This is a genomic window from Micromonospora sp. NPDC092111, from assembly GCF_044755745.1.
Taxonomy (GTDB): Bacteria; Actinomycetota; Actinomycetes; order Mycobacteriales; family Micromonosporaceae; genus Micromonospora.
On sequence record NZ_JBIVRQ010000004.1, the window covers coordinates 248,758 to 271,150 of the forward strand.

General features: G+C 73.2%; 19 protein-coding genes and 1 pseudogene. 8 read left to right on the forward strand and 12 right to left on the reverse strand.

The window, feature by feature from the left end; all coding sequences use genetic code 11:
- Entirely contained in the window at positions 1-1,215 is a 1,215-nt protein-coding gene (locus tag ACIQG9_RS11780; RefSeq protein WP_400400615.1) for an acyl-CoA dehydrogenase family protein, read from the forward strand.
- 161 nt (positions 1,216-1,376) lie between these two features.
- Positions 1,377-2,942 (forward strand): AMP-binding protein, encoded by a 1,566-nt coding sequence (locus ACIQG9_RS11785; protein ID WP_400400618.1) that lies wholly within the window; start codon positions 1,377-1,379, stop codon positions 2,940-2,942.
- A 120-nt stretch (positions 2,943-3,062) separates the two neighbouring features.
- On the opposite strand, the gene purD is transcribed toward ACIQG9_RS11785, so the two are convergent.
- From purD to ACIQG9_RS11800, 3 genes are all read right to left on the reverse strand, one after another.
- A complete protein-coding gene (purD, locus tag ACIQG9_RS11790) occupies positions 3,063-4,313 on the reverse strand; it encodes a phosphoribosylamine--glycine ligase (RefSeq protein ID WP_400400621.1) in 1,251 nt (416 codons plus the stop codon).
- Positions 4,314-4,704: 391 nt separating this feature from the next.
- A complete protein-coding gene (locus ACIQG9_RS11795) occupies positions 4,705-5,625 on the reverse strand; it encodes a type IV toxin-antitoxin system AbiEi family antitoxin domain-containing protein (RefSeq protein ID WP_400400624.1) in 921 nt (306 codons plus the stop codon).
- Between the two features lie 201 nt (positions 5,626-5,826).
- Positions 5,827-7,116 (reverse strand): adenylosuccinate synthase, encoded by a 1,290-nt coding sequence (locus ACIQG9_RS11800; protein WP_400400627.1) that lies wholly within the window; start codon positions 7,114-7,116, stop codon positions 5,827-5,829.
- 123 nt (positions 7,117-7,239) lie between these two features.
- Between ACIQG9_RS11800 and ACIQG9_RS11805 the strand changes: the two genes are divergently transcribed.
- Together ACIQG9_RS11805 and ACIQG9_RS11810 are read left to right on the forward strand one after the other, a co-directional pair.
- Positions 7,240-8,331: a hypothetical protein gene (locus ACIQG9_RS11805; protein WP_400400630.1), complete on the forward strand. Its 1,092-nt coding sequence runs from the start codon at positions 7,240-7,242 to the stop codon at positions 8,329-8,331.
- A gap of 725 nt (positions 8,332-9,056) precedes the next feature.
- A complete protein-coding gene (locus ACIQG9_RS11810; RefSeq protein WP_400400633.1) occupies positions 9,057-11,021 on the forward strand; it encodes a chromosome partitioning protein in 1,965 nt (654 codons plus the stop codon).
- Between the two features lie 50 nt (positions 11,022-11,071).
- Here the strand turns inward: ACIQG9_RS11810 and ACIQG9_RS11815 are convergent, their stop codons facing one another.
- A complete protein-coding gene (locus ACIQG9_RS11815; RefSeq protein ID WP_400400636.1) occupies positions 11,072-11,500 on the reverse strand; it encodes a DUF3151 domain-containing protein in 429 nt (142 codons plus the stop codon).
- Positions 11,501-11,848: 348 nt separating this feature from the next.
- On the opposite strand from ACIQG9_RS11815, the gene ACIQG9_RS11820 reads away from it, so the two are divergent.
- Positions 11,849-13,054: an LOG family protein gene (locus tag ACIQG9_RS11820; RefSeq protein WP_400400638.1), complete on the forward strand. Its 1,206-nt coding sequence runs from the start codon at positions 11,849-11,851 to the stop codon at positions 13,052-13,054.
- Between the two features lie 85 nt (positions 13,055-13,139).
- On the opposite strand, the gene fbaA is transcribed toward ACIQG9_RS11820, so the two are convergent.
- Both fbaA and ACIQG9_RS11830 read right to left on the reverse strand, forming a co-directional pair.
- Positions 13,140-14,162 (reverse strand): class II fructose-bisphosphate aldolase, encoded by a 1,023-nt coding sequence (gene fbaA / locus ACIQG9_RS11825; protein ID WP_400400641.1) that lies wholly within the window; start codon positions 14,160-14,162, stop codon positions 13,140-13,142.
- Between the two features lie 145 nt (positions 14,163-14,307).
- Positions 14,308-14,691 carry a phage holin family protein gene (locus ACIQG9_RS11830; RefSeq protein WP_400400644.1) on the reverse strand — a complete coding sequence of 128 codons (384 nt, stop codon included), beginning with the start codon at positions 14,689-14,691 and terminating at the stop codon, positions 14,308-14,310.
- 128 nt (positions 14,692-14,819) lie between these two features.
- On the opposite strand from ACIQG9_RS11830, the gene ACIQG9_RS11835 reads away from it, so the two are divergent.
- Positions 14,820-15,032 (forward strand): hypothetical protein, encoded by a 213-nt coding sequence (locus ACIQG9_RS11835; RefSeq protein ID WP_400400647.1) that lies wholly within the window; start codon positions 14,820-14,822, stop codon positions 15,030-15,032.
- Positions 15,033-15,041: 9 nt separating this feature from the next.
- On the opposite strand, the gene ACIQG9_RS11840 is transcribed toward ACIQG9_RS11835, so the two are convergent.
- Entirely contained in the window at positions 15,042-16,112 is a 1,071-nt protein-coding gene (locus ACIQG9_RS11840; RefSeq protein WP_400400650.1) for an LCP family protein, read from the reverse strand.
- Positions 16,112-16,594: a SigE family RNA polymerase sigma factor gene (locus ACIQG9_RS11845; RefSeq protein WP_400400653.1), complete on the reverse strand. Its 483-nt coding sequence runs from the start codon at positions 16,592-16,594 to the stop codon at positions 16,112-16,114. The genes ACIQG9_RS11840 and ACIQG9_RS11845 overlap by 1 nt, the downstream gene beginning before the upstream one ends.
- Positions 16,595-16,772: 178 nt before the next feature.
- Between ACIQG9_RS11845 and ACIQG9_RS11850 the strand changes: the two genes are divergently transcribed.
- Entirely contained in the window at positions 16,773-18,302 is a 1,530-nt protein-coding gene (locus tag ACIQG9_RS11850; RefSeq protein ID WP_400400656.1) for an LPXTG cell wall anchor domain-containing protein, read from the forward strand.
- 309 nt (positions 18,303-18,611) lie between these two features.
- Positions 18,612-19,418: pseudogene (locus ACIQG9_RS11855) on the forward strand (DedA family protein); the annotation flags it as partial.
- 309 nt (positions 19,419-19,727) lie between these two features.
- On the opposite strand, the gene ACIQG9_RS11860 reads toward ACIQG9_RS11855, so the two are convergent.
- The 4 genes from ACIQG9_RS11860 to ACIQG9_RS11875 all read right to left on the reverse strand — a co-directional run bounded on the left by ACIQG9_RS11860 (position 19,728) and on the right by ACIQG9_RS11875 (position 22,324).
- Positions 19,728-20,105, reverse strand: coding sequence for a helix-turn-helix transcriptional regulator (locus ACIQG9_RS11860; protein ID WP_007454255.1), 378 nt, complete (start codon positions 20,103-20,105; stop codon positions 19,728-19,730).
- 57 nt (positions 20,106-20,162) lie between these two features.
- Positions 20,163-20,702, reverse strand: coding sequence for an orotate phosphoribosyltransferase (gene pyrE / locus ACIQG9_RS11865; protein WP_400400659.1), 540 nt, complete (start codon positions 20,700-20,702; stop codon positions 20,163-20,165).
- A 167-nt stretch (positions 20,703-20,869) separates the two neighbouring features.
- Entirely contained in the window at positions 20,870-21,679 is an 810-nt protein-coding gene (locus tag ACIQG9_RS11870) for an SDR family NAD(P)-dependent oxidoreductase (protein WP_400400662.1), read from the reverse strand.
- Between the two features lie 9 nt (positions 21,680-21,688).
- Positions 21,689-22,324: a hypothetical protein gene (locus ACIQG9_RS11875; protein ID WP_400400664.1), complete on the reverse strand. Its 636-nt coding sequence runs from the start codon at positions 22,322-22,324 to the stop codon at positions 21,689-21,691.
- Positions 22,325-22,393: the final 69 nt, after the last annotated feature.

Here is a 22,393-nt window from a genome sequence, read left to right on the forward strand (position 1 = left end):
ATGGCTGAGTTCTCGCTCGACCTGAACGAGGAACAGCGGGATCTGCGGGACTGGGTGCACGGCTTCGCCGCCGACGTCGTGCGCCCGGCCGCAGCCGAGTGGGACGACCGGGAGGAGACTCCCTGGCCGGTCATCCAGGAGGCGGCGAAGGTCGGCCTGTACGGCTTCGAGTTCCTCGCCACCTGCTGGGCCGACCCCACCGGCCTCTCCCTGCCCATCGCCAGCGAGGAACTCTTCTGGGGTGACGCCGGCATCGGCCTGGGCATCTTCGGCACCTCCCTCGCGGTCGCCGCGATCTACGGCACCGGCACCCCCGACCAGCTCGTCGAATGGGTGCCGCAGTGCTACGGCACCGTCGACGAGCCGGCCGTCGGCGCGTTCTGCACCACCGAACCGGAGGCCGGCTCCGACGTCGCGGCGATGCGCACCCGCGCCGTCTACGACGAGGCCACCGACGAGTGGGTACTACGCGGGCAGAAGGCGTACGCGACCAACGGCGGGATCGCCGGGGTGCACGTGGTCACCGCCTCGGTCGAGCCCGAACTGGGCTCGCGCGGGCAGGCCGCGTTCGTCGTACCGCCGGGGACCGCCGGGCTCACCGCCACCCGCAAGCTGCGCAAGCTGGGGCTGCGCGCCTCGCACACCGCCGACGTCTTCCTCGACGACGTACGGGTGCCGGGCCGCTGCCTGCTCGGCGGGCGGGACGCCCTGCTGGAACGGCTCGACCGGGCCCGCTCCGGGCAGCGCGCCTCCGGACAGGCCGCGATGCGCACCTTCGAGCTGTCCCGGCCCACCGTCGGCGCGCAGGCGCTGGGCGTGGCGCGGGCCGCCTACGAGTACGCCCTCGACTACGCCAGGGACCGGGTCCAGTTCGGCCGGCCGATCATCACCAACCAGGCGGTCGCGTTCGCCCTCGCGGACATGAAGATGGAGATCGACGCCGCCCGACTGCTGGTCTGGCGGGCCTCCTGGATGGGCCGCAACAACCGGCCCTTCACCGCCGGGGAGGGCTCGATGTCCAAGCTCAAGGCGGGCGAGGTGGCCGTCGCGGTGACCGAGAAGGCGGTCCAGTTGCTCGGCGGCGCGGGCTTCCTCCGCGATCACCCGGTCGAACGCTGGTACCGGGACGCCAAGATCTACACCATCTTCGAGGGCACCTCGGAGATCCAGCGGCTGGTCATCTCCCGGGCCATCTCCGGCGTCCAGATCCGCTGACCGTCCCGGCCGGCCGACCGGCCGGTCGTCCCACGTACCCGTCGGCGGCCCCGCCAAGCACCGGCCGGGCCGTCCGACGGGGACGGGCACATGATCGAAAGGTGGACCCCTGGTGAGGGGCCCCGAGTGGGCCCCCACGCACCCCGAAGGAGGCTCGCCGGATGGACCTGCCGTTCATCGTCGCCACGTTGACCAAGCGGGGACTGCTCACCCCCGGCCACCCCGTCCGGGTCGCCGCGCAGCTCGGCGCGCTGCGCAGGTGGGGCTGGGGAATGGCCGGCGAGCTGCGACAGGCCGCCGCCCGGGACCCCGACCGGGTGGTCGTCGTCGACGAGCACGGCACCACACTCACCTACCAGGAGCTGCTCGGCCGGGCCGAGCGGCTGGCCCGCTCACTGCGCGCCGGGCTCGGCGTACGGGCCGGCGACCGGGTCGGGCTGCTCTGCCGCAACCACCACGGGCTGATCGAGGGAATCGTCGCCGCCACCCTGCTCGGCGCGGACGCGGTGCTGGTCAACACCGGCCTGTCCGCCGCGCAGCTCGCCACGGTGGCCGAGGAGCAGCGGCTGCGGGTGCTGGTGCACGACGCCGAGTTCGCCGAACGCGTGCTCGGTGTCCCCGCCGAGGTGCGGCGGGTCGACGAACGCGGCCTAGCGGAGCTGATCGCCGCCGCGCTCCCCGGCGACCGGCTCACACCGCCCGAGCAGGACGGCCGGACCATCGTGCTGACCTCCGGCACCACCGGCACCCCCAAGGGTGCCCGCCGGCCCGTCCCGGGCGGCTTCGGCCCGCTGGTGTCCATCATCGACCGCATCCCGCTGCACGCCCGGGACACCGTGCTGATCGCCGCCCCGATCTTCCACACCTGGGGGTACGCGGCCCTCCAGGTCGCCTTCGCGCTGCGCGCCACCATCGTGCTGCACCGCCGGTTCGAGCCGGCCGCCACGCTGGCCGCGCTGGTGACGCACCGGTGCCAGGCGCTCTTCGCCGTACCGGTGATGCTGCAACGCCTGCTCGACGTGCCGCCACCGGACCCACGGCCGGCGCTGAAGGTGGTCGCGGTCAGCGGCTCGGCGCTGCCCGGCGGCCTCGCCACCCGGTTCATGGACGCCTACGGCGACGTCATCTACAACCTGTACGGCTCGACGGAGGTCTCCTGGGCCTCCATCGCCGGCCCGGCCGAGCTGCGGGCGGCACCCAGCACCGCCGGTCGGCCACCGCACGGCACCCGGCTGGAGATCCTCGACCCTGACGGCAGCCCGGTGCCGGCCGGGCAGGTCGGCCGGATCTTCGTGGGCAACGAGATGCTCTTCGAGGGCTACACCTCGGGCGCGAAGCGGGAGACGCAGGACGGGCTGCTCGACACCGGCGACCTGGGCCGGATCAACGCCGAGGGGCTGCTCTTCGTCGACGGCCGGGCCGACGACATGATCGTCTCCGGTGGGGAGAACGTCTTCCCGTCCGAGGTGGAGGACCTGATCGCCCGGCTGCCCCAGGTCCGCGAGGCCGCCGTGGTCGGCGTCCCCGACCCGGAGTACGGGCAGCGGCTCGCCGCCTTCCTCGCCCTGCACCCCGGGGAGACGCTCGACCCGGAAGCCGTCCGCGAGTACGTCCGGCACTACCTGGCCCGGTTCTCCGTACCCCGGGACGTGGTCTTCGTGAAGTACCTGCCGCGCAACGCCACCGGCAAGGTGCTCACCCGGGAGTTGCACCGCTACTACGGCTGAGCTGGGGGGAGCCCCGGAGTCGACGACGGGGGCACGCCGGGGGCTCTCCCGGATGCCTGCGAACCACCGGCCGACAGGCTCGACGCCGCACTCGGGCTGCTCTGACCCGTCAGTGGTCCGTCAGTCGGGGACGGTGATCCGGCCGTCGATCGCGGCGGCGGCGATGTCGGTGCGATGGTGGGAACCGGCCAGCTCGATACCGCGTACCAGGGCGTAGGCGGCGTCCCGGGCGGCGGTCAGGTCCGGGCCGGTGGCCGTACCGCAGAGGACCCGGCCGCCGGCGGAGAGCAGGGCGCCGTCGGCGGCCCGGCGGGTGGTGCCGGCGTGGATGACGCCCGGGTGGTCGGCACCGGTGATCACGTCACCGGTACGCGGCGCGGCCGGGTAGCCCTCGGCCGCGACCACGACGGTGACGGCGGCACCGGCACGCCAACGCAGCGGCGGGTGCGCGGCCAGCGTGCCGGTCGCGGCGGCGTGCAGCAGACCGGCGAGCGGGGTCTCCAGCAGCGCGAGCACGACCTGGGTCTCCGGGTCGCCGAAGCGGGCATTGAACTCGATCACCCGGGGGCCGGCGGCGGTGAGCGCCAGCCCGACGTAGAGCAGCCCGGCGAACGGGGTGCCCCGGCGGCGCATCTCGGCCAGCGTCGGGTGGACCACGTCGGCCATCACCTCGTCGACCAGGCCGGGCAGCGCCCACGGCAGCGGCGCGTACGCCCCCATGCCCCCGGTGTTCGGGCCGGCGTCGCCGTCACCGACCCGCTTGAAATCCTGGGCCGGCAACAGCGGGACGGCGGCCTCGCCGTCGGTCACCACGAAGAGGGAGACCTCGGGCCCGGCCAGGTACTCCTCGACCACCACCCGGCCGCACTCCTCGGCGTGCGCCAGCGCGACGGCCCGGTCGTCGGTGACCACCACACCCTTGCCGGCGGCCAGCCCGTCGTTCTTCACCACGTACGGCGCACCGAACTCGTCGAGCGCCCTGGCGGTGCTCTCCCCATCGGCACAGGTGTACGCGCGGGCGGTCGGCACCCCCGCCGCCGTCATGATCTCCTTGGCGAAGGTCTTGGAACCCTCCAGCCGGGCCGCCTCGGCCGACGGCCCGAACGCGGGGATGCCCTTGGCCCGTACCGCATCGGCCACCCCGGCGACCAGCGGCGCCTCCGGACCGATCACCACCAGGTCCGCCCCGGTCTCCACGGCCAACGCCGCGACCGCGGCCGGGTCATTGGCGTCGACCTGCCGCACCTCGGCCACCTTCGCGATCCCCGGGTTGCCGGGTGCCGCGAGCAGAGCCTCGACCGACGGATCCTCGACAAGCCCGAGGGCGAGCGCATGCTCCCGCCCGCCACCACCCAGAAGAAGTACGCGCACGGCGACGAATCCTACCCACCCGCACCCGCACCCTCCCGTCAACACCCAACCGACCCACCCCCGGAACACCCGCCGCGCGCCTCCGGGCGTGCCGTCGCGCCGTCGCGCCTACGGGCGCGCCCGTCGCGCCTACGGTCGCGCCGTCGCGCCTACGGGCGCGTTGATCAAGAGGTTTGCGTCAGAGTTGATCTCCGGGTTGACATAAAGCTCTTGATCAACACGTGGGGAGACGCTCCTGAACCATTCGCGCGGTCAGCGCCGGCGACCGGGAGGGGACGGGGGTGGGGGCGGGAGGGGGTGCGGGCGGGGGTGGGGGTGGGGTGGAGTGCGGGAGGGAGTGCGGGAGGGGGTGCGGGAGGGGGTGCGGGAGGGGGTGCGGGAGGGGGTGGGGTCAGGGGTTGGCGGCCAGGGCCTGGCGGATCGTCCAGGGGATGTGGTCCGGGCGGAGGGCGTCGGGCCAGGTGAATCGAAGTATCCGCCAACCCGCGTTGACCAGGCGGTTCTGCCGGCGGCGGTCGGCGAAGAGGGCCTCCGGCGTACGGTGCGGGCCGCTGCCGTCGGCCTCGGCGATCAGCCGCGCGGAGCGCCAGCCCAGGTCACCGACGCCGAGGAGGTGGCCGTCCTGGTCACGGACTTCCAGTTGCAGCACGTCGGGCGGGACACCGCCGTCGACACATCTCAGCCGCGCCAACGTCTCCAGCGGGGACTGGGCCCGCCCGTCCGCCTCGGCGAGATGGTCCCGCGCGGCCGGGGCACCTCGTCGACCTCGGATGAGCGTCGGCGCCATCGCCAGATCCTCCGGTGTGACGAGTCCGCGGTTCAACGCCGAGTCGAGCACGGACACGGCCGGGTACCGGCCCTGCCGGAGAATCACATCCGTCACGGTACGCAACGGTGACGTGGTGGGAATGCCGGCCACCTCGACGATGTCGCCGACCGCCGTGGTCAGTTGGTGGACCACGAGAGTGGGATCAGTGTGTCGCTGCGGCCTGGGCCGGTCCACCGGCACGGATACATGGATGGCGGAGCTTCGGCGCAGCCCGGCGATGCCGTGCAACTCCAGTGCGGTGTCGAAGGCGGCGAAGGCTCCCGGGCCGAGGCTGGCCACCGCGGCCCGGACGCGGGCCCGGGTGGCAGCCGCACCGTGCAACTCCCCGACCGGCGCGAAACAACCGCGAGCCAGCCGCGTCCACCGGCCGGAGCGCCAGAGTTGCCGGATCTGGTCCCGGGTCAGCCCGGCCGCCAGCGCCTGTTTGGTGGTGATCATCCCGTCCTGCCCGGCAGCGACACGACGGACGAGCTCGAGCGGCATCACCGCCCCACCCTCACCCAGCACCCCCAAAACCCTCGACCCCTGTGGACAACCCTGTGGATATCCGGGGAGAGCTGTGTGGTGATCAAGAGGTTTACGTCAACCTGGAGCGAGCTCGTGACGCAAACCTCTTGATCACCGCGCGGAGGGGCGGGAGGCGGGAGGCGGGGGGCGGGAGGTGGGGGTGGGGGCGGGGTGGGGTTAGGGGAGGAGGGGGTGGCGGAGGACGTTTTCCTCGCGGCCGGGGCCTACGCCGACGACGCTGACCCGGGTGCCGGTGATCTCCTCGATGCGGGCGATGTAGTGGCGCGCGTTCTCGGGGAGTTCGTCCTCGGTCCTCGCCTTGGTGATGTCCTCCCACCAGCCGTCCAGCTCTTCGTAGATCGGGGTGGCGTGGTGGAAGTCGGTCTGGGTCATCGGCATGTCGTCGAAACGCTCGCCGTTGATCTCGTAGCCGACGCAGATCGGCACCTTGGCCATGCCGGTGAGCACGTCCAGCTTGGTGATGACGAGGTCGGTGACCCCGTTGAGCCGGCAGGCGTACCGGGCGACGACGGCGTCGAACCAGCCGCAGCGGCGCTCCCTGCCGGTGGTGGTGCCGTACTCGTGGCCGACCTTGCGCAGGTGCTGGCCGTTGTCGTCGAACAGCTCGGTCGGGAACGGACCGGAGCCCACCCGGGTGGTGTACGCCTTGCTCACCGCGATGACCTTGGTGATCGCGGTCGGCGGGATGCCCGCGCCCACGCACGCCCCGCCGGCCGTCGGGTTCGACGAGGTGACGAACGGGTACGTGCCGTGGTCCATGTCGAGCATGGTGGCCTGGGCGCCCTCCAGCAGCACCGTCTCGCCCCGGTCCAGGGCGTCCCAGAGCATCACCCGGGTCTCCGCGATGTACGGCTTCAGCCGCTCCGCGTACTCCAGGTACTCCTCGATCGTCGCGTCGACGTCGATCGCCTTGCGGTTGTAGACCTTGAACAGGAGCTGGTTCTTCTCACGCAACGCGAGTTCCAGCTTCTTGCGCAGAATGCCCGGGTCGAGCAGGTCCTGGAGCCGGATGCCCATCCGGGCGACCTTGTCGCCGTACGCCGGGCCGATGCCCCGACCGGTGGTGCCGATCCGGGACGAGCCGAGGTAGCGCTCGACCACCCGGTCCAGCGCCCGGTGGTGCGGCATGATCAGGTGCGCGTCGCCGGAGATCCGCAGCCGGGAGACGTCCACGCCGCGCTCGGCGAGCCCGTCGATCTCGGCGAGCAGCACCTTCGGGTCGACCACCACGCCGTTGCCGATGACGATCATCGCGCTCGGCGAGAGCGCACCCGACGGCATCAGGTGCAGCGCGTACTTCTGCCCGTCCGGGGTGATCACCGTGTGGCCGGCGTTGTTGCCGCCGGAGTAGCGCACGACGTAGTCGACCCGCTCACCCAGCAGGTCGGTAACCTTGCCCTTGCCCTCGTCGCCCCACTGAGCACCGATGAGCACGATCGCTGGCATCTCTTCCGCCTCCAGAAGGCTCGGGTGCCAGGTGGCGACCGGTTGGCGAGCCCGGGGTGTCAGGCTAACAAGTAGTGACGGCGCAGCCGGCAGGGGTTCGCGTCGAGAGGCAGGAGGCCCGGAGTGTACGACGTGGTGCTGCTCACCCTCGGCTCGGAGCGGGACGCTCCCGGTGGGGGCTGCGGCAGCGGCGGATCCTGCTGCGGCGGCACCTCCGAGGCAGCCGGAGAGGCAGCCGGAGAGGCAGCCGGAGCAACCGCCGGAGGGGCCTCCAGACAGACAGCCGGAGGAGCCGCCGGCGAGGCGGCCGGGGCAGCGAGGGAACAGTCCGACGAAGGCTGCGATAGGCCGCGCGTACCCGTGCTGGCCTGCGCGGACGCGCTGACCGCCCGGGGTGCCCGGGTGGAGACCGTGACCGCCCGCTCGGACGCCGAGGTCGACGAGGTGCTGGCCCGGCTGGACGGCCCGCCCCGCCCCGACGGCCTCACCTGGCCCGACCCGGACGGCAAGACCCGGCTGGTCGTCGCCACGGCCAGCGACGCCCAGTTGCGCGCCGTCGTACGCCGGCTGGTCCGCCGGTACGCCCCGCCGCCCAGCCGCCGCCCGGCGGACCTGGCCGGCGATCGTACGGTGCCGGACCTGCCGCCGATCGGCGTACTGCCGCTCGACCCGGCCCGCAGTGGGACGCCCCGCGACCTGGCCGGGCAGCTCGGCCTGCCCCGTGACCCGGCGGCGGTGGCGGCGGCGGTGCTCGACGGCGACGTACGCCGGCTCGACCTGCTGCGCAACGACGCCGGCTCGGTGACCCTGGACGGCGCGCTGGTCGGCGCGGCCGACGACGCGGGCCGGCCGCTGCACTGGCGGGGCCGGGTCGAGGTGGACGACGCGGTGCTCTCCGACGGCGCGGACCCGATCCTGGCCTGCGCGATCGGCAACGCCGGCGGGTACGCGACCCTCGACTCGCTGCCGCTGCTCACCGCCCCCGACCCGGCGGACGGGTTGGTGGAGGTCGCGGTGGCCGTTCCCGTGGTGACCCGCTCGGCGTTGGGCAGGAAGAAGATCCGGTTCGAGGTCCGCCGGGCCCGGGGCCGGGCGGTGGCCGTGATCCCCCGCGACGAGAGGGTGCCCTTCCTCGACGACGGTGTCGAGGGCGAGCTGAGCCGCAAGCGGTCCTGGTGGACCGAGCCGGCCGCCTGGGCGGTCTTCACGGGCTGACCACCGACCCCGGTTCCGTTACGCTCCGTCACTGGAACGGGACGGCCTATCCTCGGCGGGAGGAATGGGGAGGAACCGTGGTGGACGAGAACGCCGACCGGGCCCGACTACCCGGGCAGCAGCCGGTGCCGGAACGGGACATCGAACCGCTCTGGCCACCCGACCCGGTGCCCCACCGGGCCGGTGAGCCGGCACCGGTGTACCCGCCGACGGCTTACCCGTCGCTGGCCGCCGAGGTCGCCTCGACGCCGGCCGACAACGGCTGGGCCCCGCCCGGCGACGGCTGGACGCCCGACCGGCCGGACCCCACGCCGCCCACCCACCCGGGCAGCCCGCACGGGTACGACGATCCGTACGGCGCGTCGTACCGCCACCCGGCGCCGGCCGGCCCTCAGCCGGCCACGTACCCACCTGCGGCATCCAGGCCGGCCGCCCATCCCGTACCGACCGCCACCGGGGACGGGGTGCGGCCGGCACCTGGACCCTTCCCCGTGTCCACCCCGGCCGGTCCGCCCCCCGTCGGCCCCCCGCCCGTACCGACGGACCACCCGGTCCGCGCCGACCGCACGACGCCGACGCAGCACCCGACACCGACGGAACGTCCAGCGTCGACGGAGCGCGTGGCACCGACGGAGCACCCGGCGTCGACGGAGCACCCGGCACCGGAACGCCCAGGGCCGGCGGAACGCGCGGCACCGGGTCCCCGACCGGGCCAGTCCGCTCCGGTGGACCTCGATCTGCCCTTCACCCTGGACCAGTCGCTCGCCGGACCGGCGCCGACGGCGACCGGGCCCGACCGGTCGCCCGGGGTGCCCGCCCGGCCCGCCGGGCCCGCCGACCGGCAGCACGGCGGCGATCCACGACAGCCGCTACCGGACCCACGGAACGGCACCCGGCCCGCCCCGGCGAGCCCGTCGACCACCCTGCACGAACCGACCCACCCCGACGCCCCGCCCCACCCGGCCGACCGGGGCAACGCGGACACCCCGGCCCACCCGACCGAACGAGGCAACGCGGACACCCCGGCCCACCCGACCGACCCCGACCGGACGGGTAGCCCACCCGTGATACCGGTCCAGAACGGTGGGCGGGGCGAGTCGCCGTGGGCGCTGCCGCCCCAGCGGCCCTCGGCCGGGATCGAGGAGGCCACGGGCGGCACCGCCGACGACAGCCCACCAGCCCCGAGACTCGGGCCCTTCCCGCCCGCCCCGGGAAACCCGGCGACGCCACCCGGGCCGCAGCCGCCGACGGAGTACCCACCCGGCCCCGCGCTCGCGGTCCCGCCGGCCCGGACCGGTCCGCCGCCGGCCGCACCCGACCCGACACCGTCCGTGCCGTCGGCACGGACCGGCCTCGACCCGACGGCGGGGGTAGCGCCGGGACGGACCGGCCCCGACCCGACGGCGGCGGTAGCGCCGGGACGGACCGGCCCCGGACCGGACCAGACCGGCGCGCAGCCGCCGGTGGCGTACCCGCCGGGGCCGGGCGGGACGGCGGTGCCTCCGCAGTCGGCACCCGTACCGACGCAGTTCCCGCCCGCCCCGGAACCGTTCCCCACCGGGCCGGGCCCGATGGGGTCCGGGCCGGTGCCACCCGAGACCGGGCCGGTGCCGTCGGGACCGCAGACGTGGGGGCCGCAGCAGTCCCCGGCCGGCTGGTACGGCCCACCCTGGCCGGAACAGCCGGGGCCGGCCGGGGTGCCGCCGGCGGACCGACCGGCCCCGGTCGGCTACCCGGATCCGGTCTGGTCGCCGGAGGGCGGGATCGCGCCGACCGCCGAGGACTTCGCCCGCCGCCGGCAGATCCGGCCGGCCGACCCGATCGCCACGATGGGCGTCCGGGCGGTGGTCAACAAGATGGGGCTGGTGAAGCTGCCACCCGGCCGGCACGAGCAGGAACTCAAGCGGGACATCGAGATGGTCCGCCGCAACTTCGGTGGGCTGCGCCAGGTGACCGTGGTCAACCCGAAGGGCGGAGCCGGCAAGACGGTGGCCATCCTGCTGCTCGCGATGACCTTCGGCCAGAAACGCGGCGGGTACGTGCTGGCCTGGGACAACAACGAGACCCAGGGCACCCTGGGGATGCGGGCGCAGCAGGACTTTCACTCCCGTACGGTCCGGGACATGCTGCGCGACCTCGGCCAGTTCCAGGGCGCGCACGGCCGGATCGGGGACCTGTCGCAGTACGTCCGGTCGCAGGGCGAGGGGATGTTCGACGTGCTCGCCTCGGACGAGTCGGCCACCGGCGGCGAGATGCTGACCGCGGCGGCGTTCGCCGAGATCCGCGAGGTGGTCAGCCGGTTCTACAAGCTGATCTTCGTGGACACCGGCAACAACGTCCGGGCACAGAACTGGCAGGCCGCGATGGACGCCACCGACCAGCTCGTGGTCACCATGTCGGCCCGCAACGACTCGGCGGAGACGGCCGCCCGGATGCTCGACCACCTGGAGCAGAGTGGCCGGCAGCGGCTCGTCCGGCAGGCGGTGACGGTGGTGTCGATGCCGCCCTCCCGCAAGGAGATCGACCTGCCGGCGATCCAGGAGCACTTCGCCGCCCGGACCCGGGCGGTGCTGCTCGCGCCGTACGAGCGGTTGATCGACACCGGCGAGCCGATCCGGTACGGCGGGCTCACCTCGGCCACCCGGGACGCCTGGCTGAAGATCGCCGCAGCGGTCGCCGAAGGGCTCTGAGCTGGCCCGACGGCCGGCCCGGCGGGTACCCGGGCCGGCCGTCGACGGGGTCAGGCGCCGGCGAGGGCGTCCCCGGCGGCCGGGTCGCAGTCGCGCAGGAACTGGGCGCAGCGGGCCGCCTCGTCCGCCTCACCGATCTCACCGGCGGCCCGGGACAGGACGTACAGGCAACGGAGGAAGCCCTGGTTGGGGGTGTGCGCCCACGGCACCGGCCCGTGCCCCTTCCAGCCGCTGCGCCGGAGCTGGTCCAGGCCACGGTGGTAGCCGGTGCGGGCGTAGGCGTACGCCGAAACGACCTGGCCGGCGTCGAAGGCCCGGCTGGCCAGCGCCGCCCAGGCCGCGCTGTGGGTGGGAAAACGGGCCGCGACCTCGGCGTACGCCTCGTCGGTGCCCTGCTCGGTGGCGGCGGTCAGGGCGTTGTCCGCGTCGTCGTGCGCGGGCAGGAGGGTGGCCGGAGGCTCCGGCAACAGGTTCTGCATCGCCCCATTCAACCCGCTTCGCCCAGCGACACGCGAGGGGGTCGGACCGGTACGGTGGCTGAACGGTGGAGGCGTCCGTCACGCCTGCGGCTCGGCCAGGCGGCCCTGCGGTTCGGGTGACGAGCCCTGCGGTTCGGACGGGCGGACCCTGCGGCCCCACCGCCGGACCCTGCGGCCCATGCCGGCGGCAGTTGATTTCCACTACAACTATTGGTCCGGAGCCTCCCCAGGACCCGGTTACGCAGGAGCCCGGTGCCTCGGCCCCGGGCTCCTGTCGTGTCCGGAACCACCACCGGGCCGCGCCGGGCCTGCTTCCGGCGGGTTGCCCGGCCGGGGCAGGATGGCGGGGTGCCGACCCCACCTCCCGCGGACGTCATCGCGCCGCACGACACCAGCCCCGACGAGATCGAGACCCGGGCCGAGTTCGACCGGCACCTGGCCGGCGGCAGCCTGGCCGGGCTGACCGTGCAGGGGCTCCGCCTCGACCTCGACCCGGTCCCCGACCTGACCGCCGCCGAGGTGGCGGGCACCCTCTTCGTGGGCTGCCGGTTCGCCGACCGGGAGGTCGGCGCGGACCTGGTCCGGCGCGGCGCGAACGTGGTGCCACCCTTCTCCGGCCTGCCGTACCCGACCCAACCGGCCCATCTCTACACGCCGGAGGACCTGGCCGCCGGGTTCACCGGGGCCGGCTTCACCGGGATGTACGACACCCGGGTGTACGAGCACTTCCGCGCCCACGGCGGCGCCCTGCCCGACGTGAAGGAGGCGCTCGGCCAGCGGCTGCACGACCACGGCGTGGACAACGCGCTGGCCGACGCGACCCGGACCTGGCTGGCCGCCCACGGGCCGCAGTCGGTGGTGGGCGTGATGGGCGGGCACGCGGTGCCGCGCGGCAGCGTGCCGTACCGGATGGCGGCGGTGCTGGGCTGGGAGCTGGCCCGGGCCGACCGGCTGGTGGTGACCGGTGGCGGCCCCGGCGTGATGGAGGCGGCCAACCTGGGCGCGTTCCTGTCCGCCTGGCCGGCCGACGAGCTGAACACGGCGATCGACCTGCTGGCCGGGGCCCCCGACTTCACCGACCACGACCGGTACACGGCCGCCGCGCTGTCGGTGCGCGAACGCTATGCCGCCGCCGTCCCGCAGCAGCGCGCGCCCGGCCTGGACTGGGCCCGCTCCGGCGGGCTGGCCATCCCCACCTGGCTGTACGGGCACGAACCAGCGAACCTGTTCGCCGGGCGGATCGCCAAGTACTTCTCCAACGCCATCCGGGAGGACACCATCCTGCGGCTGGCCCGGGGCGGGATCGTCTTCGCACCGGGTCGCGCCGGCACCGTGCAGGAGGTGTTCCAGGCGGCCACGAAGACGTACTACGGCACGGACGGGGCGAGCGGGGCGTACGTCTTCCTGGACCGGGCGTACTGGACCCGGGAACTGCCCATCGAGTCGCTGCTGCGACCGCTCTTCGCCGGCTCGCCGTTCGGTGACCTCTCCGGCAGCGTGCACCTCACCGACGACGTCCACGAGGCCGTCCGGGTGCTCACCGCGACGGTCTGACGACCCGCCCGGCCACCGCCGTGGTCGGGCCGCGACGGCGACGGCCGGCCCCCGATCCGGGGGCCGGCCGTCGGGGTAGGTGCCGTTACTTCATCTTGGTGCCGGCGGCGCGCAGGTGCTCGCACGCCTCCACGACGCGGGCGGCCAGGCCGGCCTCGGCCAGCTTGCCCCAGGTACGCGGGTCGTACTGCTTCTTGTTGCCGACCTCGCCGTCGATCTTGAGCACGCCGTCGTAGTTGCGGAACATGTGGTCGGCCACCGGACGGGTGAAGGCGTACTGGGTGTCGGTGTCGATGTTCATCTTCACCACGCCGTAGTCCAGCGCCTCGCGGATCTCCGACAGCAGCGAGCCGGAACCGCCGTGGAAGACCAGGCTGAGCGGCTTCTCCTTGCCGTACTTGGCGCCCACCGCCTCCTGGATCTGGTTGAGGATCTCCGGACGGAGCTTGACGTTGCCCGGCTTGTAGACGCCGTGCACGTTGCCGAAGGTCAGCGCCGCCATGTAGCGGCCCTTCTCACCCAGGCCGAGCGCCTCGACCATGGCCAGACCGTCCTCGACGGTGGTGTAGAGCTTGTCGTTGATGGCGTTCTCGACGCCGTCCTCCTCGCCACCGACGACGCCGACCTCGATCTCCAGCACGATCTTGGCCTTGGCGGCCTCGTCGAGGAGCTGCGCGGCGATCTCCAGGTTCTCCGCCACCGGCACGGCCGAACCGTCCCACATGTGCGACTGGAACAGCGGCTCCTCGCCGCGCTTCACCCGCTCCTGCGAGATGCCCATCAGCGGCCGGACGAACTTGTCCAGCTTGTCCTTCGGGCAGTGGTCGGTGTGCAGAGCGATGTTGACCGGGTACTGCCTGGCCACCTCGTGCGCGTACGCGGCGAACGCCACCGCGCCGGTGACCATGTCCTTCACCGACGGACCGGAGAGGTACTCCGCGCCACCGGTGGAAACCTGGATGATGCCGTCGCTCTCCGCGTCGGCGAAGCCCTTCAGCGCCGCGTTGAGGGTCTGCGAGGACGTCACGTTGATGGCGGGGTACGCGTACCGGCCGGCCTTGGCCCGGTCCAGCATCTCCGCGTAGACCTCGGGGGAAGCGATGGGCATGTCGAACGCTCCTTACTTACCGCTCTCGGCCGTCACCGGCCGCTGTCTTCCATGGGTGCGCCGGACCGCGCTGTCCACCGCGGGCAGTATCCCGTAGGAGGCGGCGACGGGCACAACCGACCCGGGCGGCGTCCACCGCCGTGGCTCACCGGTCCGCCCGGCGGTCCGGCACGACGACGCTGATCAGCCAGGTCACCACCGCCATCACGATGGCGCCCCAGAAGGCGGCCCAAAAACCGTCCACCCGGAACGGCAGGTCGAGCGCCCGGGCGATCCAGTCGGTCAGCAGGAACAGCAGCGCGTTCACCACCAGCGCGAACAGGCCGAGGGTGAGCAGGTAGAACACGCAGCCGACCACCTTGATGACCGGCTTGAGCACCGCGTTGACCAGCCCGAAGATCAGCGCCACCACGAGCAGGGTGAGCGCCGTGGTGGCACCGTTGCGGCCGGAGACGTCGACCCCCGGCACGATCAGCGTGGTGACCCACAGCGCGATCGCCGTGATCACCAACCGGATCAGGAAGCCCACGTCCCCATCCTGGCACCGCGGGGCACCCCCGGTGGGGCGATCCACCGACTCCGCTTCCGCGCCCACCCGGCGACGGCCCCCACCAGCCCGTACGGTGGGGTGGTATCCGCCGGAACCAGGGAGGGACGATGGGTCAGCCCGACGAGGACTTCACCCCGAGCGACCACCTCGACCCGGAGGAGCGGGAGCTGGAGGCCGAGCCGGCCGACACGGTCGAGCAGGCTGCCGTGGTCGGCCCCGGCGAGACCGACGCCGAGCCGCACCGGGGCCTGGAGGTCGACGACTGGGACGCGATGGAGCAGGCCCGGGTGGTCACCGCCGACGAGGACGACTACCGCTGACCGGCCCGGTCAGCGCAGCCGGGTGACCCGGTCGGGGTGCGCCGCCACCCACCGGTCCAGCCGGTCCTCCCGCAACGCGGCGAGGAACTCCGGCGTCGCCGCCGGGTCCGGCCGCAACGACCGGTCCAGCCCCATCGGTACGCCGACGGGCAGGCTGAGCCCGACCGGCTCGGCGCTGTCCAGTTCCGGGACGACCCGCAGCAGTGTGAGCAGCGACGTCCCGTTGCCGGCGACGGCGGCGTCCGAGCCGATCGTGCCCCACAGCCGGGACAGCCGCACCGGGTCGTGCAGCACCCCCTGCTCACCGGCCCGACGGATCAGCCCGGCGGCGAACAGTTGCGCGTTGCGGTCCCGGTCGAGGCCGCCGTCGGGCAGCCCGACCCGCTGGCGGAGCAGGTCGACCGAGGCCGCACCGCCGAGGTGCTGGCAGCCGGCCCGGAAGACCCGGCCGCTGTGCGCCGAGCGGACCTCACCGGGCAGGCAGACCTCCACCCCGTCCAGCGTGTCGGTCAGCTCGCGCAGCACCGGGTAGGTGAGCACCGCGCCGGCGTCCGGGCGCAGGCCGGTCAGCCCGGTGACGGTCCGGCTGGTGAGTTCCAGGCCGCGCCCGAGGTCGGGGCGTTCGACGCCGGCACCGAACAGGAAGGCCGCGTTCAGCTTGTCGGTGCCGTGCCCGGGGATGGACACCTCCAGGTCGCGGGGGAACGACACCAGGTAGAGCCGGCTGCGGTCGGCGGGGACGTGCACCAGCAGCACCGAGTAGGCCCGCCGGGCCGGTTCCCGCGCGGTGCCGTCGACGCCGAGCAGCAGCACGTTCAGCGCCCCGCCCGGTACGGCCTCGGGGGTGCCGCCGGTCAGCGCGCCGGTGACGGCACGTCCCCCCGGGGTGGGCACGACCTGCGGCACCGTGACCGCCAGCAACCCCAGCACCGCCAGTGCGGTCGCGCCGACCGTGAGTCGGCGCCGACGGCGGCGACGGCGGACCACCAGCCGGTCGATGGCCGCGCGCAGCGGGCCGACCGGCGGGGCCAGCGCCTCGTGCCGGGCGAAGGCGTCCCGCAGTTCCTCCTCGACGGTCATCAGCAGACCTCCACGTGTTCGGCGCGCAGGGTGGCCAGCGCCCGAGAGATGGACGAGCGGACGGTGCCGACGGCGCAGCCGAGGATCTCCGCGATCTCCGCGTCGGGCAGATCCTCGTAGTAGCGGAGCACCAGGCTGGCGCGTTGCCGGCGGGGCAGCCGGGCCAGCCAGGACCAGACCTGGTCCCGGTCCACGGCGTCCTGGGCGTGGTCGGCGCGCACCGGTACGGAGTCCTCCGGTTCGCCGCGCAACAGCACCCGGCGTACCCAGGAGCCGCGCCGCCAGTCGACGTACTGGTTGGTGAGCATCCGGCGGACGTACCGCTCCGGGGAGTCCGCGCGGGCGACCCTGCGCCAGTTGAGCTGGACCCGCACCATGGTGTCCTGCACCAGGTCCTGTGCCTGGTGCGGATCGCCGGTCAGCATGACGGCGTACCGCAGCAGCGCGGCCAGCCGCGAGTCGGCGAACTCCTCGTACGTCACTGCACCTCCCGGTGTCCCGCCTCTGATGACGGGGGCGGCCGGCCGGAACGTTGCGGTGGAGCCGGTCAACCTTTCGGCTCGTTTCCCGGCCCGGCGCCGGCCCGGGGCAGCGGCGGTCACCGTCGGGTCCCTAAGCTCCGCTGGCTCCACCTGGACACCCCCACGGGAGGACCCGGTCATGTTCCACCACTCCACCCGGCGTTGGCTCGCCGGATTCGGCGTCGCGGGCGCGCTCGTAGCCGTCGCCCCGGCTCCCGCCCAGGCGTCCATCCCGCTGGAGATCTTCACCTGGGATGTCCTGGTCGCGCCGGACCACGCGGTGTACAACTCCATCATCGTGAATGGTCCGGGTGAGGACGATCCGCCGAAGACGACCCTGGACATCGACTTCTCGCAGGTCGACGCCATCGCCTACGTCGAGTTCGCCCCCTCGGACTGGGCCTGCGTGCCGGTCGGCAAGGGGCTGCACTGCGAGTACACGGCCGACGAATACGGCGTGCCGAGCCTGGACTACCAGCTCACCGGCAAGCCGGACGCGAAGCCCGGCACGAAGGCGAAGCTGGCGGTGAAGGCCACCAACGGCGGCCGGACCGCCAGCGCCGACGTGACGGTCACCATGGCCGAGGGCGTGGACCTGCGGTCCGAGCCGGAGGCCGAGCTGGACATCCTCCCGGGCGCCACCGCCGGCCTGCCCGCCGACGTGGTCCGCAACGCCGGCGACAACACCGCGCACGGGGCGGTGCTCCGCCTCCAGGCCGACTACCTGAGCCCGGACGTCGGCAACTTCAGCAACTGCGAGTACCTCGACGGCGTCGCCACGATCTGCACCTTCGACACCGACCTGGAGCCGGGCCGGAGCTACCGGCTCTCCACGAGGATCCCGGTCACCCTGGACAAGCGCGCCCGGTCCGGCAGCAAGATCGAGAACTACGTCGACTGGTGGACCAGGGACGACTGGGCGTTGGTCACCGACAACCCCACCTTCCCGCTCCCGTCGGGCAAGCCGGGCACCGGCGGCAAGCTGGAGCTGGTCGAGGTGCGAGCGGCCCGGCAGGGGTCCGTCCCGCAGACCGACGTGGACCAGTGGAACAACTTCACCATCGTCAACCTGACCGTCGGCGGCGACAACACGGCCGACGTGACCGCCGACGGCGCCAGCGTCACCGGCAAGGTGGGCGACAAGGTCGAGGTGCGGGTCGGCTGGACCAACCTCGGTCCGGCCACCGTGGAGGTGTGGCGGCTCACCGGACCGTTCGTGACGGTGGAGATCCCGAAGGGCACCGAGGCGGTCGAGGTCTCCGAGGAGTGCGCCCCGTACGACAAGAACGACGAGGACTCGTGGAACCCGTGGGAGAACGGCGGTGAGCCGGGGGCGGACCACTACGGCTGCCTCGCCGCCGGCGACCCGGAGGCGGGGGTGAGTGGTTCGTACCCCTTCACCCTGCGGATCGACAAGCTGGACGGGGAGACCTCCGGCAAGGTCGTCACCGACCTGGACGGTGACCCGAACACCGCCAACGACCAGGCCGCGCTCGTCGTCAAGCCCGGTGCCGCCGGGTCGGGTGGGGGTGGCGGCGGTGACGATGGCACCCTGCCGATCACCGGCCAGTCCGTCGCCCTGATCGCCGGCGTCGGCGGTCTGCTGGTCGCGGCGGGCGTCGCCGGCTTCGTGGTGACCCGCCGCCGCCGGACCCGCTTCACGGCCTGACCTCACTCCCCACCACCGGCGCCCCGCCGACCCCCGTGGTCGGCGGGGCGCCGCCGTCGGGGAATCCGGGCGACGCCGTGTCGCACACCCGCCGACGCCCCGCTGTGGCGGCGGCACGAACTCTCTTCGCCATCCTCGTCTGTGGGTCGGAGCCGGTCGACCCCCGGCTCTGACCCCTCCAGCGATCCCCTGCACCGGTGGCCCCCTAGCCCTACAAAAGGGTCAAAAGAGGGGCCACCAGTGCATGCTCGCGGCCAATGAGCCGCGTCCGGGACGGCGACCGACCGGGGTTCGGTAGCCTGTGTGGCCGTGGACACAGGTGAGAAGACACGGGTGGTCGCCGAGACGGTCGCGCTGAACCCGCTCGACCCCAAGGATCTGCTCCAGACCTTCGGTCTGATCGGCGTGTGGGTGATTCTCTTCGCCGAGACCGGGTTGCTGGTGGGCTTCTTCTTCCCGGGCGACTCGCTGCTGTTCCTGGCCGGTGTCGCCGCCTCGCCGGTGGCCGACGCCATCTTCGGCAGCGGCACCCGGCTCTCGCTGGTCGGGTTGCTGATCGGCGGGCCGATCTGCGCGATCGCCGGCGCCCAGCTCGGGCACTGGCTCGGCGCCCGGTACGGCCGGCGGATGTTCGACCGCCCCAACTCCCGACTCTTCAAGAAGGAGTACGTGGAGAAGGCGGAGTTCTACTTCCAGAAGTTCGGCCCGGCGAAGGCCGTGGTGCTGGCCCGCTTCATCCCGATCGTGCGGACCTTCCTCAACCCGGTGGCGGGCGTGCTCGGCATGCCGGCGAAGCAGTTCTTCCTCTGGAACGTCGTCGGCGCGATCCTCTGGGTGGACGGCATCCTGCTGATCGGCTACCTGCTGGCCGACCAGATCTACAACGCCATCGGCGACAAGATCGACCGGTACATCCTGCCGGTGGTCGCGCTGATCATCCTGATCTCGGTGCTGCCGATCTTCTTCGAGTTCCTCCGCGACCGGAAGGCCCGCCGGCGCGGCGAGGCAGTCGCCGTGGTGGCCGCCGCCAGCGCGGCCGGCGCGGTGGACGCGGTCCGGGACGCGGTCGACCGCCACCACGACCAGCCGCAGCAGCCGTACGGCGGTCCGCAGCACCCCGGGCAGCCCTACGGTCGCCAGGAGTCGCACGGCGGCCAGCCGTACGACCAGCAGTTCCCGCCGCAGACGTACGGGCAGCAGCCGCCGCAGGGTGGCGGACGGTATCCGGAGCACGGCCAGGGCCACTGACCGACGGACGACGAACGGCCGGACCCCGGGTTGGGGACCGGCCGTTCCTCGACGTGCGCCACCGCGGGCACGGTGACTGATCAGCTAACTGACCGGTGACGGACAGCCGTCACCACCCGATGACGCCACCCCTGGTACGCCACCGGACGTCGTCCCTGGCCGGGACGACGGGTGCAGTCAGCGGGCCTTCTTGGTGGCCCGCTTGCGCGGCGGAGTGAGGAGGTCGGCGATCGTGGCGATCGCCGACGGCACCAGTCGGTAGTAGGCCCACACACCACGCTTCTCCCGCTCCAGCAAGCCGGCCTCGGTGAGGATGCGGAGGTGGTGGCTGACCGTCGGCTGCGAGAGGCCGAGCGGCGCGGTGAGGTCACACACGCACGCTTCGCCCTCGGGCGCCGACTGGATCAGGCTGAGCAGCCGCAGCCGGGCGGGGTCGGCGAGGGCCTTGAGGACCCCCGCCAGCCGCTCGGCGTCGGCACGTTCGATCGGCTCGCCGGCAAGCGGCGAGATCTGAGGCATGGTCATTTCAGCCAACGCAGTTCCCACGTATTCCATCCTTCCACCAGCAGCATCGATCCGCCTGCATATCAGCAGATCCGAATCGGCAAATTTTTACGCCAGAAGGCCGAGGTCAGCCAACGTATAGGCCGCCCGATACGGCAATCCGGCGGCTCGCACCGCGTCGCCGGCGCCACGATCAACAATAACCGCAACGCCCACGACCTCAGCCCCGGCCTCACGAAGAGCCTCGACGGCTGTCAACACACTGCCGCCCGTCGTCGAGGTGTCCTCCACCGCCAGCACCCGCCGACCGGCGACGTCAGGCCCCTCGATCCGTCGCTGGAGACCGTGCGCCTTGCCGGCCTTGCGGACCACGAAGGCATCCAGGGGTCGGTCGGTCTCCGCGGCGGCGTGCAGCATCGAGATGCCGATCGGATCGGCACCCAGGGTCAGTCCGCCGACCGCGTCGTAGTCCCAGTCGGCGGTCAGCTCGCGCATCACCCGACCGACCAGCGGAGCGGCCCGGTGATGGAGAGTCACGCGACGCAGATCGACGTACCAGTCGGCTTCCCGGCCGGAGGAGAGCACCACCCGGCCATGCACCACAGCCAGATCAGTGATGAATTTACGCAGGTCGTCGTGGTCCCCCATGCCGATAGAGGGTACTGCGCGTGTCTGTGCGCCGTGTCCGGGGCCTACCCGGATCAGCCTCGCGGGCGACCGATGACTGGCGATGGACGGCTACGCTGCGCGACCGTGCCGGGTGGACGCCGGCCCGGCGACGGGCCGCCCGGGTGTCCACCGGAGCGGACGGCGGCTCACTCGCCGGCCGGATCGACCCGGCCGCGACGATCCCGGGTCGCGCCCCGGAGCAGCCGGCGCGGCGCGTGCCGCAGCCCGGCCACGGCCAGCTTGTACTTCCAGTCGGGAACGCTGACCACTTTGCCTTTCCGCAGGTCACGCAGGGCTTCGGCGACCACGTCGTCGGCCCGCAGCCACGCCCAGCGGGGCATGCCGGACAGGTCGATGCCGTTGCGCTCGTGGTACCCGGTGCGGGTGTAGCCGGGGCAGAGCGCCATCACCCGTACGCCCAACGGACGCACCGACTGCCCGACCGACTCGGTGAAGCTGGTCACCCACGCCTTGCTGGCCGGGTACGTCGAACCCGGCATGACCGGGCCGAACCCGGCAACGGAAGAGACATTTATCACTGCCCCGTCGCGTCGTTCGGTCATCGGGCCGAGCGCCGCGAGGGTCAGCCGCAGCACCGCGTGCACGTTGAGCCGCAGCAGCCGGGCCTCGTCGGCGACGCTGGACCGCAGGAACGGCCGGTTGAGACTGGTCCCGGCGTTGTTGACCAGAAGATGCACCGGGTCACCCGTGGTGAGTCGCCGCTCCACCAGCGCGCAACCGTCGTCGGTGGACAGATCGGCCGGGACGCTCTCCACCCGGTGGCCGTACCGGCCGGTCAGCTCGGCGGCGGTCGCGTCGAGCCGGGTGACGTCCCGGGCCACCAACACCAGGTCCCAACCGTCGGCGGCGAGCCGGTGGGCGAACGCCGCACCGATGCCGGCGGTCGCGCCGGTGATCAACGCGCGTCGGTCGGGAGCCGGTCGGTCGGCGGTCACGGGCGCTCCTCAGCGGGGCGGCGGCACCTGCGGGGCGGCGCCGTAGGCGAAGGCCGGCGCGGACGCGGGCGGCACCGGACGGCGGCGGCCGAACCAGGCGTTCGCCGTCGGCAGGGCCAGCAGCACGGCCACCACAAGGTAACCGAGGGCCTGACCCACCGAAAGCCCCGCGTTCACCGGGATCCACCAGGACGGGTACGCGTCGCCGAGCGTCCCGAACAACTCGGCGACACCCCGGTCGGCGGCACCCAGCCGCAGTGCGGTGGACCGCTGGCCGACCAGCGCGGCCAGCCCGCCGCAGCCGGCGAGCAGCCCCAGCCCGCTGACCACCCAGGCGGCGATCCGGGCACCCCGGCGGCGGGCGAGCAGCCCACCGGCGAGGCCGACCAGCAGCAGCCCCACCACGACGGTCAGCAGCGCGGCACCGACCGTGCTGATGCGCAGCACCCGGACCAGGCCGTCGACGTCGCCCGGGTTCGCGGCCGTGCCGGCGGCGGCGGACCGGAACCGGTCGACCGTGCCACCCAGGGCGAGCAGGGCCACGGTGGCATACACCCCGGCGGTGAGGGCCATCAGCGCGAGCGCCGCCGCCGCCGCGGTGACGGCTGCCGGCCGACGGGTCGGCACCTGATCCGGGTACGACACGACGATTCCCTCCGGTAGGTGTGGTCTGCAACCTACTCGGAGGGAATCGTCGGTGTCGCTCGTACGCGC